Here is a 13,253-nt window from a genome sequence, read left to right as displayed (position 1 = left end):
CGGCCCGCTACGAGTCTTCCACCCGGTCACTGTGACCGTGGCCACACCCAGCTCGAGGCCCTCCACCGGGGCCCGGAATTGCTACGCGACGACCTGAATCGGATCGCCGACGTTGACGTTGTTGAAGTACCACGCGGCGTTGTCCGGGCTCAGGTTGATGCATCCGTGGCTGACGTTGGCGTGGCCCTGCGAGTCGACGGACCAGGGTGCCGAGTGCACGTACACACCGCTCCAGGTGACGCGGACCGCGTATTGGGCGGTGATCTTGTATCCCTCGGGCGAACTCAGCGGGATACCGATAGTCCGCGAGTCCATCACGACGCTGCGTTGTTTCTCGAGGGCGGTGAAGTTGCCGATCGGGGTGGGGCGGCTGGGCTTACCCATCGAGGCGGGCATCGTGCGCAGAATTTCGCCGTCCCTGCTCACGGTGAACGTGTGCGCGGAGAGGCTGGCAACACCAAGGAATGCGTCGCCGGTGTCGAAACCCGTTGTCAGCTCTTGCACGCCCACCGAAACGTGGCTGTGGGCAGGCCAATACTGGTTCGGAACCCATTGCACGACGTTGTTTTCGGGCCACTCGAAGTGTCCGGTGATGTTGCTTGGGGAGGCCACGTGGATGGAGCGTTCCACGGCGGACCGGTCGGTCACCGGCGCGGTGAATTTCACGACGACCGGGTGCGCAACTCCCACCACCGCGCCGTCAGCCGGCAAAATCGAGGCAATTGCGGGGGTTGGTGCCGGTACCGGGACCGAGGCAACCGCGTGGGAACCGGATCCCAACACGCCAAAGCCCGTGATCGCGACCATAACAAATAGATAACGAACCCCACGACGCATGGCGTCAACCCTCCGAGATGGTGCGATCAACACGACGATATTCTACTGGCTGTCTGACCATTGCGGTTTTTAGCAAACAATGACACTCCGCCCGGTCTCCACGGTAACGATCGGATCACCAGATGAGTTCGATCGCCGGCGGCGGGCTAACCTCAGCGGAATCGGCGCCGCCGGACTGAGGAGGTGCGAGTGCTGTTTCGTCAGCTGGAGTACTTCGTCGCGGTCGCTCAGGAGCGCCACTTCGCTCGGGCCGCCGAGAAGTGTTATGTGTCGCAGCCCGCGTTGTCTGCCGCGATCGCCAAGCTGGAACGTGAATTGAACGTCACGCTGATCAACCGCGGGCACAGTTTCGAAGGCCTCACCCCCGAAGGGGAGCGACTGGTCGTGTGGGCCAAGCGGATTCTGGCCGAGCACGACGCATTCAAGGCCGAGGTAGATGCGGTGCGATCGGGAATCACCGGAACGCTTCGGCTGGGTGCTGTGCCAACCGCATCGACAACGGCGTCCCTGGTGCTGTCGGCCTTCTGCTCGGCTCATCCATTGGTCAAGGTGCACATCAATTCCCGGTTGGCCGCCACCGAACTGTACCGGCGCTTACGGGAATTCGAGCTCGACGCCGCAATCGTGCACGCGTCGCACGATGATGCCCACGAGGTGGACCTGGTGCCGCTCTATACCGAGCGCTACGTGCTGCTGTCGCCGGCGGACATGTTGGCGTCCGGCGCATCGACGTTGCGGTGGCCGGACGCCGCGCAGTTGCCACTGGCCTTGCTCACCGCGGACATGCGGGACCGGCAAATCATCGACGAAGCGTTCGCCGGGCACGGCATCACCGTCACTCCGCAAGTCGAAACCGACTCGGTGGCTTCACTACTCGCACAAGTCGCCTCCGGCAACTGGGCGTGCATCGTTCCGCACACCTGGCTGTGGACATCGCCGCTGGGCGGTGAGATTCGTGCGGTCGAAATGGTCGATCCGGCCGTCAAGGCCGAGATCGCGCTGGCCACCAATGCCTGCGGGCCGGGGTCGCCGGTTGCCAGGGCGCTCGTCGCGTGCGCGCATGAGCTTTCGCTGGACGAGTTCTTCAACGCCCAACTGATCGGCGTTACCCGTCGGCGCTGACCTTCCGGTTGGCCGCGCTGGTCGGATTGAGACTCGCCAGGTGTCCGCTCTCCACCCCGGCCGCCGTGTCGAGTTCGCAGTCGATCAGTGACGGCCCATTCGACGCGAGCGCCTCCGTGAGCGCCGACTGCAGCTCGGCCGGGGTGGTGACGTGATATCCCTTGCCGCCGAACGCCTCTGCCAGTAACTCATGACGTGCACCGGCGTTGAGCACGGTGGGGGCGGGGCGCTCGCCAGTAGGCTCTTCGTCGCCGCGGTACACACCGCCGTTGTTGAGGATGACGACCGTTACCGGCAGCCGGTAGCGGCAGATCGTCTCGATCTCCATGCCGCTGAACCCGAATGCGCTGTCGCCCTCGATCGCGACGACGGGCCGGCCCGTCTCGACGGCGGCGGCGATCGCGTAGCCCATGCCGATGCCCATCACGCCCCAGGTCCCGGTGTCCAAGCGGTGCCTCGGCAGCTCCATCTCGATCACGTTGCGGGCCAGGTCCAGCGCGTTGGCCCCCTCATTGACCACATAGACATCCGGATTCGCTTGCAGCACTGAACGAATCGCACCGAGTGCATTGTGAAACCGCATTGGGTGCGGATTCTCGGCGAGCCGCTCGCTCATCTTGGCATCGTTACGAGCTCGACGATCGGCCAGCTCGTCGGTCCATTCCGTCGGCACCGTGATCGGCCGGGTGGCCAAGCCGTCGCGCAACGCAAACATCACCGAACCGATGTCGCCGGCCAGTGGTGCCACGATCGGCTGGTTGCTGTCGAACTCCGACGCCGCGATGTCGATCTGCACGAATTTGGCGTCGGCGGCCCACTGCGGCGATTCGCCATGGCCGAGAAGCCAATTGAGCCGCGCCCCGACCAGCAACACCGCGTCGGCGCGGGCGATGGCCAGCGAGCGCGCGGCCGCCGCGGACTGGTGATGCGAATCGGGCAGTAGACCTTTGGCCATCGACATCGGCAGGAACGGAATTCCGGTGGATTCGACGAAGTCCCGGATAACGGCGTCGGCCTGCGCGTACGCGGCGCCCTTACCGAGCACGATCAGCGGTCGGCGCGCCCGCGCGAGCACGTCCAGCGCACGATCGACCGCCTCCGGGGCGGGCAACTGGCGCGGCGCGGGATCGATGACCCGCCAGACGCTTTCGGCCCCCTCGGCGGCGTCCATGGCCTGCCCCAGCACCGCGCCCGGGATGTCGAGGTAGACGCCGCCCGGCCGGCCCGAGACCGCGGTGCGGATCGCGCGTGCGATCGCGAGCCCGATGTCCTGGACCCGCTCGACGCGGTAGGCCGCCTTCACGAAAGGCCGCGCGGCGTTGAGCTGATCCAGGTCCTGATAGTCGCCGCGCTGCAAGTCGACCAGCGCTCGATTGCTCGAACCCGAGATCTGGATCATCGGGAAGCAGTTGGTGGTGGCGTTGGCCAGCGCGGGCAGGCCGTTGAGGAACCCGGGCCCGGAGGTCGTCAAGCAGACTCCTGGGCGGCCGGTGAGAAACCCGGCGGCCGCGGCGGCGTTGCCGGCGGAAGTCTCCTGCCGGAAACCGATGTACCGCATGCCGCAGGCCTGCGCGACCCGGGCGAGGTCGGTGATCGGGATGCCGACGATCCCATAGATCGTGTCGATGTCATTGGCCGCCAGCGCATCGACGACGAGATGGAAGCCGTCGATCAGCGCGGTGTCCGGCGCAGCGGCCGATGATGCCGAAAGTGTGGTCATTGCCCGACTCCTCGCGTGTCCGTGCCTGTCATCCACCACTGTGGTCCGGGGTCCCCGCCGCTGTCCAAGACCCAGCCGCTATGCAGCGATTCACGGTGATTATCGACCGCTGCCCAGCCAATCGATAGCCGCGGATTATCGATCGTGAGCTGAACAGTATTGGACGAACAGGGAGGTTTCTCTGCATCGTGCAATCAGGTGCTGATACACATGCGAGAAAGCGGAAGGACTATGGCGATGTCTGACTTGATCACCCCGGCGGCGGAGCTGACCGACGAATCCCCGAGCATCGCCGATCTGGTGGCGGCGGCCGCAATCCGCGAGCCGGAGGCGACGGCGCTGGTCGTCACTCCCGATCGCAGGCCGGTCAGCTACGGCGAGCTGGTCCGACTGGTCGACGACCTGGCCGGACAACTCAAGGACGGCGGCCTGCGGCCGGGTGACCGGATCGCGCTGCGCTCAGGCAGCAACGCCGAATTCGTCGTCGGCTTGTTGGCGGCGTCGCGCGCGGGACTGATCGCGGTGCCGCTGGACCCGGCGTTGCCCGTCGGTGACCAGCGTGCCCGCAGTGAGGTCGCCGGCGCGAGTGTGGTGCTTATCGACGGCGAGGGTCCCGGTGACAAGGAGGAGCCGGGATTGGTGTGGTGGACGTTCGCGGTGACCGTCGGCGCTGACGGCGCCCCGTCGTCGGTCGACCTGGACGCGCCGGCGGCGCCGAACCCGGACGCGGCGGTGCCCGAGGGCCTGCGCGACGACGACGCGATGATCATGTTCACCGGCGGCACCACCGGGATGCCGAAGATGGTCCCGTGGACACACACGAACATCGCCAGCTCGGTGCGGGCCATCATCGCCGCTTACCAGCTGGGCCCGGCGGACGCGACGGTCGCGGTGATGCCGCTCTACCACGGCCACGGTCTGATCGCCGCGCTGCTGTCGACGCTGGCATCCGGCGGGACCGTGCTGTTGCCCGCGCGCGGGAAGTTCTCGGCGCACACCTTCTGGGACGACATCAACGCCGTCGGGGCCACCTGGTACACCGCGGTTCCGACCATTCACCAGATCCTGTTGGAGCGCGCCGAGACACCGCGACCGGAACGCGGACGGGTCGCGCTGCACTTCATCCGTAGCTGCAGTGCTCCGCTCACCAGGGAAACGGCTCGGGCTCTGCAAGACACCTTCGGCGCCAGCGTGGTGTGCGCGTTCGGGATGACCGAAGGCACCCATCAGGTCGCCACCACTGGCCTTGAACAAGACGAAAACCCGGCCGAGACAACAGGTCTCGTCGGAAAGTCAACCAGCCCGGAGATCCGGATCGTCGGGCCCGGCGGTGAATCGCTGCCACCCGAGGCCGTCGGCGAAGTCTGGCTGCGTGGCCCGACCGTGGTGCGCGGCTACCTCGGTGACCCGGCGATCACCGCCGCCAACTTCACCGACGGCTGGCTGCGCACCGGCGACCTCGGGTCGCTGTCCTCGGCGGGTGACCTGAGCATTCGCGGGCGGATCAAGGAACTCATCAACCGGGGCGGCGAGAAGATTTCGCCGGAACGCGTCGAGGGCGTGCTGGCCAGCCATCCCTCCGTCCTGGAGGTGGCCGTGCTCGGGCTGCCGGACAAGATGTACGGCGAGACCGTGGCCGCGGTGATCGTCGCGCGGGGTACGACTGCGCCCAGCCCCGAGGAGCTGACGGAATTCTGCCGTGACCGGCTGGCGCCGTACGAGGTGCCGGCCACCTTCCTGCACACCGGCGAACTGCCGCACACCGCCAAGGGTTCGCTGGATCGGAGGGCCGTGGCCCGACAGTTTGGCGGCGTCTGAGAAAGGCTGGGCGCCAACCTCACTGGCCTGACGTCACGTTCCCCCACGCGGCGCGCGCACCCGAATCACCGACCCGGTAGGTCTGCACCAGGGTGGCCACCGCTGCGACGACCACCAGCACCCCGACCGCGGCGTGCAGGGTGAGTTTCATGTCCACACCGTGCGCCTCACGCACATGCAGCACGGCCAGCACCGTGACCGTCGCGGCCAGCGCCGCGACGATGTAGATCAGCGTCGAGCCGAGTTGCTCGTGGTTGGTGAGCACCGGCGTCTGAGCACCGACGCGAGCCGATAACCAGACGCCCGCGGTGGTCGTCAACGGGGTCAAGACAAGCGCGCCCACCGCCAGCAACAGCACCAGCCAGATCAGCCGGCGTCGCGCGGCGGGCCACACCACACACAGGATCGCCAGAATCGCAGCCAGCGGGGCTAGGACAACGACGAAATGATTGAGCAGGATATGGGCAGGAAGCCCATTGAACGTTGACATACGCGAATCCGGGGCTCCCAATCTGGCTGTTTATCAAGTGCTTTCAAACAGTAGCCTTCACTCGGGTCGCAGCGGACTCCGGCATCGGTTCGTAGCGGGCGAACGTTCGGGTGAAGGACGCGGCGCCATGTGCCAGTGAACGCAAATCGATCGCGTATCGGGTCAGTTCGACCGCAGGCACCTCGGCGCGCACCAGGGTGCGGTCCTGGCCCGCGGTGTCGGTCCCCAGCACGCGACCGCGCCGGCCGGACAAGTCTCCCATCACCGCGCCGACGAAATCGTCGGGCACCAGCACCGAGATCTCGTCGACCGGCTCGAGCAGTGCGACTTTCGTCGCGGCGGCGGCCTCCCGTAGCGCCAGGGAACCCGCCATCTGGAACGCGAAGTCCGACGAGTCCACGCTGTGAGCCTTGCCGTCGAGCAGGGTGACCCGGATGTCGACCACCGGATATCCGGCGTGCACGCCCTTTTCCATTTGTGCGCGGACTCCCTTCTCCACGCTCGGGATGAATTGCCGCGGGACCGCGCCGCCGACCACCTTGTCGACGAACTCGAATCCGCGACCTTCCGGCAGCGGCTCCACCTCGATGTCGCACACCGCGTATTGGCCGTGACCGCCGGACTGCTTGACGTGGCGACCGTGGCCTTTTGCCTTGCCGCCGAACGTTTCCCGCAGCGGGACGCGCAGTTCCACCGTGTCCACGGTGACGCCGTACCGGCTGGCCAGGGCCTCTAGCACGACGCCGGCGTGGGCCTCACCCATGCACCACAGCACGATCTGGTGGGTTTCCTGATTCTGCTCGATTCGCAGGGTCGGGTCCTCGGCGGCCAACCGGCCCAGCCCGACCGACAACTTGTCCTCGTCGGTCTTGGCATGGGCGGCAATGGCGATCGGCAGCAGCGGTTCGGGCATCGCCCACGGTTTGAGCACCAGCGGCTCGGCCTTGTCGGACAGCGTGTCGCCGGTTTCGGCACGGCTCAGCTTGCCGATCGCGCAGATGTCGCCGGCCACCACCTCGGGTGCGGGCCGCTGCTGCTTGCCCAGCGGGAAAGACAGCACCCCGATGCGTTCGTCTTCGTCGTGGTCGGGGTGGGTATGGCCCCTGGAGTCGGAGCCGTTGGCCGGCCCGAAGAAGGACGAAAAATGACCCGACACATGCACCGTCGTGTCGGGCCTGATGGTCCCGGAAAACACCCGGACCAGACTCACCCTGCCGACGTAAGGGTCAGACGTCGTCTTCACCACCTCTGCCAACAACGGCGCTGCCGCATCACACGCCAGCTCGGCGTGCACAGCGCCATGCGGCGTAAACACCTCCGGTAGTGGATGTTCCATCGGGGAGGGGAATCCGCGGGTGGCGACCTCGAGCAGTTCCAGGGTGCCGACGCCGGTGCCGCTGCAGACCGGGATCACCGGGAAGAACGAACCGCGGGCGACCGCGCGCTCCAGGTCGTCGATCAGCACGGCCTCGTCGATCGCCTCACCTGCCAGGTAGCGCTCCATCAGGGACTCGTCCTCGGATTCCTCGATGATGCCCTCGATCAGCGTGCCGCGCGCCTCCTCGGTCCGGTCGTCGTCGGCGGGATCGGGCGCCTCGATGGTCCGGGTGCCACCGGAGTATCGGTAGCGCTGCTGCGACAGCAGGCCGATCAGGCCTTCGCAGGCCGGCGAGCCGGTCGGCAGGTAGAGCGGTAAAACCTTGTCGCCGAACGCGTTTTGCGCGGCCTGCAGTGCTTCGGAGTAGTTCGCGCGGGCATGGTCGAGCTTGGTGATTACCACGGCGCGAGGCATGCCGACCTGGCTGCACTCCTGCCAGAGCGACTTGGTCGGTTCGTCAATACCGTCGCAGCCCTCGTTGGCCGCGATCACGAACAATGCGCAATCCGCCGCACGCAATCCGGCACGCAGCTCGCCGACGAAGTCGGCGTAGCCGGGTGTGTCGACCAGGTTGATCTTGATGCCGCCGTGCGACAGCGAGGCCACCGCGACGCCCACCGACCGCTGTTGGCGAATCTCGGCGTCGTCGTAGTCGCAGACGGTGCTGCCGTCAGTCACCGACCCCGCCCTGGTCAGCACGCCACCCGCGACGAGCAGGGCCTCGACCAGCGTCGTCTTGCCGCCGCCCGAGGGGCCCACCAGGACGATGTTGCGGACATCGCCAGGACAGTTGGCGGTGGGAGGTGCTCCCGTGCTCACCGAAGCGTTCGCCTTGTCCGCCATGACCTTCCTCCAGTCCGCTCGGTCGGGCACGGTGTGTCCTAGCTCACAGAACGTATTTAGGCAACCTTTCTCCCAACTGCCGCCCAATACAAGGCCACGGGACGGCCACGATTACGCGCAGCGACGCGCTGGGTCAGGCGTGCCAGCTCGACCAGCGGTGCACCGTTATCTCGATGACCGGGCCGTTGAGCGAAACCGATTGGTACTGAGGGTATTTGGCCCGCAACAGCTGGTAGCCGGTGTGCAGTGCCGCGCCGTCGGTATGGATGCAAGCCTCCCCGTCGGCCCGGACCCACCACAGCTGTGTCCACTCGTCGGCGTAGTGGTCGACGAGCAGGCTGACCTGCGCGTTGCTCGCGATGTTAGCCAGCCGGCGCAGCCGCTGCGTGCTCTTCGGTTTCGCGTCGATTGCGGTGTACACCATGTCGCGGGAGCCAGTTGGAGCGGTTTCAGAGACCGCGAAGACCACCGGCACCAGGTGCGGTTTTCCGTCGGCCGAGCTGGTCGCCAGCCGCGCCACCGGGGACCGCGCGAACCGGGCTCTGGGGTCGAATTCGCCCACTGCGCCAGCTTAGGGCCGTAAATGCCGATCAGCGTTCCGTGCGCCCTGAACTAGCTACCTGCATTACGGTGAGGTACACAAAATGTGCGGTCCAGACGTGGAGGCTGGGCCGCTTCTGGTTCGCACCCCGATGCAGGGAGGTACGGGATGAGCAAAGGGCACCCCCGCTCAGTCTGGTGGTCATGGCTGGTCAGTGTGCTGGCTGTGGTGGGACTGAGTCTGGGCCTGAACACGGTGCCGGCAGCTGCATCGCCGTCAGCCCTGGGGCCAGACCGCGTCCGCGACGCACCGATGTTCCCGCTGGACATCGCCAGCCAGGTCGGACCCGCGGTCGTCAACATCAGCACCCGGTTCGGCTACAACAACGCGATCGGGGCCGGAACCGGCATCGTCATCGATCCCGGTGGTGTGGTGCTCACCAACAACCACGTGATCTCGGCTGCCACTGACATCTCCGCGTTCGATGTCGGCAATGGCCAGACCTATGGCGTCGACGTGATCGGCTACTCCCGCACCGCCGATATCGCGGTGCTGCAGCTGCGGGGGGCGGGCGGCCTGCCCGCCGCCGCCATCGGTGGCGGCGTCGGGGTCGGCGAGCCGGTGACCGCGCTCGGCAATACCCACGGGCAGGGCGGAGCGCCGAGCGTGGTGCCCGGCCGCGTCGTGGCGCTCAACCAGACCGTCTCGGCCACCGACACCCTGACCGGCGCAGACGAGACGCTGGGTGGATTGATCCAGGCCGACACCGCGATCAAGCCCGGCGACTCGGGTGGGCCGCTGGTCAACAACGCCGGGCAGGTGGTCGGCGTGGACACCGCCGCCACCGACAGCTACAAGATGTCCGGCGGGCAAGGCTTCGCGATCCCGATCGGTCACGCGATGGGCGTCGCCAACCAGATCCGCTCCGGCGCCGGGTCCAACACCGTGCACATCGGGCCCACGGCCTTCATCGGCATGGGCGTTGCCGAAAACGGCGGCAACGGTGCCCGGGTCCAACGTCTGGTCGACGGCGGTCCCGCCGCGGGAAGTGGCATTGCGCCCGGTGACATCATCACCGCGGTCGACAATGTGCCGATCAACGGTCCCACCGCGATGACCGACGTCCTGGTTCCGCATCACCCCGGGGACGTGATCACGCTGCACTGGAACTCCGGCGGGGCTCCCCGCAGCGCGCCCGTGACCCTGGGCGACGGGCCTCCGGCCTGATCCGGATGCATGGAAATGCCTGACCGGAGGCCAATTCGGTTGCTGGGACGGCAGATTAGCGAGGTGGTTCCGATCTGCTCGCCTCGGGTACACGTGGCATCGTGGAATTGATGAACGACGCAAACGACGCCTCGAAGAAGGATTCGGAGCACGATCCCGCGGGCGGCAGCCACGTCGAGGGGGGTGTCGTCGAACACCCCAACGCCGAGGACTTCGAGATCGCGGCGTCACTGCCGGCCGATCCGACCTGGTTCAAGCACGCGGTGTTCTACGAGGTGCTGGTTCGGGCGTTCCTGGACGGCAATGCGGACGGGTCCGGTGATCTGCGCGGGCTGATGCAGCGCCTGGACTATTTGCAGTGGCTGGGGATCGACTGCATCTGGCTGCCGCCGTTCTACGACTCACCGCTGCGCGACGGTGGTTATGACATTCGAGACTTCTACAAGGTGCTGCCCGAGTTCGGCGACGTCGATGACTTCGTGGCGTTGCTCAACGCGGCGCACGAGCGGGGGATCCGGGTCATCACCGATTTAGTGATGAACCACACTTCGGATTCGCACCCGTGGTTTCAGGAGTCACGGCACGACCCGGACGGCCCGTACGGCGACTTCTACGTGTGGAGCGATACCAGCGAGAAATACACGGACGCGCGCATCATCTTCATCGACACCGAGGAGTCGAACTGGACGTTCGACCCGGTCCGCAAGCAGTTCTACTGGCACCGGTTCTTCTCCCATCAGCCCGACCTGAACTACGACAACCCGGCCGTGCAAGAGGCGATGATCGACGTGCTGCGGTTCTGGCTGGATCTCGGTATCGACGGTTTCCGGCTGGACGCGGTGCCGTACCTCTTCGAGCGTGAGGGCACCAACTGCGAGAATCTGCCGGAGACCCACGCGTTCCTGCGGCGCGTCCGCAAGGTCATCGACGACGAGTTCCCGGGCCGGGTATTGCTGGCCGAAGCCAATCAGTGGCCCGCCGACGTCGTGGAGTACTTCGGTGACGCCAGCACCGGGGGCGACGAATGCCACATGGCTTTCCACTTCCCGCTGATGCCGCGCATATTCATGGCGGTGCGGCGCGAGTCGCGGTTCCCGATCTCGGAGATCCTGGCCCAGACGCCCGAGATCCCCGACATGGCGCAGTGGGGGATCTTCCTGCGCAACCACGACGAACTGACGCTGGAGATGGTCAGCGACGAAGAGCGCGACTACATGTACTCCGAGTACGCCAAGGACCCGCGGATGAAGGCCAATGTGGGAATCCGCCGCCGGCTGGCGCCGCTGCTGGACAACGACCGCAACCAGATCGAGCTGTTCACCGGGCTGCTGCTGTCGCTGCCCGGCTCACCGGTGCTGTACTACGGCGACGAGATCGGCATGGGCGACGTCATCTGGCTCGGTGACCGCGACGGCGTGCGCACCCCGATGCAGTGGACCCCGGACCGCAACGCCGGCTTCTCCAAGGCCAATCCCGGCCGGCTGTATTTGCCGCCGAGTCAGGACTCGGTCTACGGCTATCAGGCCGTCAACGTCGAGGCACAACGTGACACCTCGACGTCATTGCTCAACTTCACCCGCATGATGCTGTCGGTGCGGCGCCGTCACGACGCGTTCGCGATCGGATCGTTCGAGGAACTCGGCGGCTCAAACCCGTCGGTGCTGGCGTTTCTACGTCAAGCACCCGACGACGGAGACATCGTGCTGTGCGTCAACAACCTCTCGCGGTTTCCGCAGCCGATCGAGTTGAACCTGCAACATTGGAGCGGCCACACGCCGATCGAACTCACCGGCCAAGTGGAGTTTCCGCGAATCGGACATCTGCCCTATTTGCTGACACTGCCGGGACATGGGTTCTACTGGTTCCAGCTGTGCGCATCGGAGGAGAACTCATGAGTCAGTCAACCAAGCTGCCCTGGACCGAATGGCTGCCGCAGCAACGTTGGTACGCCGGGCGCAATCGTCAGCTGACCCGCGCCGAGGCCGGGCTGGTGGTTCCGCTGCGCGACAATCTCGAGCTGGTGCTGGTCGACGCCACCTACGCCAGTGGCCCCGCGGAGCGCTATCAGGTGCTGGTCGGGTGGGACGCCGAGCCGGTCACCGAGTACAACACGGTGGCCACCATCGGCGCGGTCGACGACCAGACCGGCTATGACGCGCTGTATGGAACCGACGGTCCGCGGTTCCTGCTGTCGCTGATCGACCAGTCCGCGGCGCGCGATGCGGATGGCACCGAAGTCGTGTTTCGCAAAGAGCCCGATGCCACGCTTCCGCTGGAGGCATGGCCGCGGGTGGCCGACGCCGAGCAGTCCAACACCAGCGTGATCTTCGATCGGGACGCGATCTTCAAGATCTTTCGTCGGGTCAGCAGCGGCATCAACCCCGACATCGAGCTGAACCGGGCGCTGGGCCGCGCCGGCAACCCGAACGTGGCCCGACTGTTGGGCACCTACGAGATTGCCGGGGACGACGGCGCCGAGGACACGGCATGGCCGCTCGGCATGGTCACCGAGTTCGAGGCCAACGCCGCCGAGGGCTGGGCCATGGCCACGGCCAGCGTCCGCGACCTGTTCGCCGAGGGTGACCTGTATGCCTACGAGGTCGGCGGCGACTTCGCCGGTGAGTCCTACCGGCTTGGGGAGGCCGTCGCGTCCGTGCACGCCACCCTCGCCGAAACCCTGGGCACCGCGCAGACCACCTTCCCGGTGGACAACGTGCTGGCCCGGTTGGCGTCGACGGCGGCGCTGGTGCCCGAGCTGCAAGAGTTCGCGGCGACGGTCGAGGAGCGCTTCGGCAAGCTGGCCGGCGAGACGATCACCGTTCAACGCGTGCATGGTGACCTGCACCTGGGACAGGTGCTGCGCACCCCGGAGAGTTGGGTGCTGATCGACTTCGAGGGTGAGCCCGGCCAGCCACTGGATGAGCGACGGGCCCCGGATTCGCCGCTGCGCGACGTGGCCGGTGTGCTGCGGTCGTACGAGTACGCCGCATACGGGCCGCTGGTGGACCACGAGGGCGACAAGCAGCTGGCGGCGCGCGCCCGCGAATGGGTCGAGCGCAACCGCGCCGCCTTCTGCGACGGCTACGGCGCCGCGTCGGGAACCGACCCGCGTGATTCGGCGCGGCTGCTGGCCGCATACGAACTCGACAAGGCCGTGTACGAGGCCGGCTATGAGGCGCGGCACCGGCCGGGATGGCTGCCCATCCCACTGCGGTCCATCGCCCGGCTGACGGCGACCGAGTGACTTTATGCGCCGCATGTGTCGGGCACGCCCGAC

At 66.7% G+C, this 13,253-nt stretch carries 10 protein-coding genes; 5 read left to right on the top strand and 5 right to left on the bottom strand.

Annotation, left to right across the window (positions count from 1 at the left end):
• Positions 1–81: 81 nt before the first annotated feature.
• Positions 82–837, bottom strand: a complete 756-nt coding sequence (locus tag AAHS21_RS04280) for a L,D-transpeptidase (RefSeq protein ID WP_342926426.1) — start codon at positions 835–837, stop codon at positions 82–84.
• Positions 838–1,026: 189 nt separating this feature from the next.
• On the opposite strand from AAHS21_RS04280, the gene AAHS21_RS04275 reads away from it, so the two are divergent.
• Positions 1,027–1,959 (top strand): LysR family transcriptional regulator, encoded by a 933-nt coding sequence (locus AAHS21_RS04275; RefSeq protein WP_342926425.1) that lies wholly within the window; start codon positions 1,027–1,029, stop codon positions 1,957–1,959.
• Here the strand turns inward: AAHS21_RS04275 and oxc are convergent.
• Complete coding sequence (gene oxc / locus AAHS21_RS04270) at positions 1,943–3,679, bottom strand: oxalyl-CoA decarboxylase (RefSeq protein ID WP_342926424.1); 1,737 nt, start codon at positions 3,677–3,679, stop codon at positions 1,943–1,945. The genes AAHS21_RS04275 and oxc overlap by 17 nt on opposite strands.
• 237 nt (positions 3,680–3,916) lie before the next feature.
• Here oxc and AAHS21_RS04265 point away from each other — a divergent pair, with 237 nt between their 5' ends.
• Positions 3,917–5,497 carry a FadD7 family fatty acid--CoA ligase gene (locus AAHS21_RS04265; RefSeq protein WP_342926423.1) on the top strand — a complete coding sequence of 527 codons (1,581 nt, stop codon included), beginning with the start codon at positions 3,917–3,919 and terminating at the stop codon, positions 5,495–5,497.
• A gap of 19 nt (positions 5,498–5,516) precedes the next feature.
• Here AAHS21_RS04265 and AAHS21_RS04260 read toward each other — a convergent pair whose 3' ends face one another.
• From AAHS21_RS04260 to AAHS21_RS04250, 3 genes are all read right to left on the bottom strand, one after another.
• Positions 5,517–5,987, bottom strand: a complete 471-nt coding sequence (locus tag AAHS21_RS04260; RefSeq protein ID WP_342926422.1) for a DUF2231 domain-containing protein — start codon at positions 5,985–5,987, stop codon at positions 5,517–5,519.
• Between the two features lie 43 nt (positions 5,988–6,030).
• Complete coding sequence (locus AAHS21_RS04255; RefSeq protein ID WP_342926421.1) at positions 6,031–8,208, bottom strand: elongation factor G-like protein EF-G2; 2,178 nt, start codon at positions 8,206–8,208, stop codon at positions 6,031–6,033.
• Between the two features lie 133 nt (positions 8,209–8,341).
• Positions 8,342–8,770 carry a TIGR03668 family PPOX class F420-dependent oxidoreductase gene (locus tag AAHS21_RS04250; RefSeq protein ID WP_342926420.1) on the bottom strand — a complete coding sequence of 143 codons (429 nt, stop codon included), beginning with the start codon at positions 8,768–8,770 and terminating at the stop codon, positions 8,342–8,344.
• A 147-nt stretch (positions 8,771–8,917) separates the two neighbouring features.
• On the opposite strand from AAHS21_RS04250, the gene AAHS21_RS04245 reads away from it, so the two are divergent.
• The 3 genes from AAHS21_RS04245 to AAHS21_RS04235 all read left to right on the top strand — a co-directional run bounded on the left by AAHS21_RS04245 (position 8,918) and on the right by AAHS21_RS04235 (position 13,220).
• Positions 8,918–9,976 (top strand): S1C family serine protease, encoded by a 1,059-nt coding sequence (locus tag AAHS21_RS04245; RefSeq protein WP_342926419.1) that lies wholly within the window; start codon positions 8,918–8,920, stop codon positions 9,974–9,976.
• Positions 9,977–10,086: 110 nt separating this feature from the next.
• A complete protein-coding gene (treS, locus tag AAHS21_RS04240) occupies positions 10,087–11,871 on the top strand; it encodes a maltose alpha-D-glucosyltransferase (RefSeq protein WP_342926418.1) in 1,785 nt (594 codons plus the stop codon).
• Positions 11,868–13,220 (top strand): maltokinase, encoded by a 1,353-nt coding sequence (locus AAHS21_RS04235; protein WP_342926417.1) that lies wholly within the window; start codon positions 11,868–11,870, stop codon positions 13,218–13,220. Before treS ends, AAHS21_RS04235 begins: the two co-directional genes overlap by 4 nt.
• Positions 13,221–13,253 lie beyond the last annotated feature (33 nt).

This window comes from Mycobacterium sp. 050272, assembly GCF_039023525.1.
Classification (GTDB): Bacteria; Actinomycetota; Actinomycetes; order Mycobacteriales; family Mycobacteriaceae; genus Mycobacterium.
The sequence above is the reverse complement of the archived record's forward strand: the minus strand, read 5'-3'. Positions and strand labels throughout refer to the sequence as shown.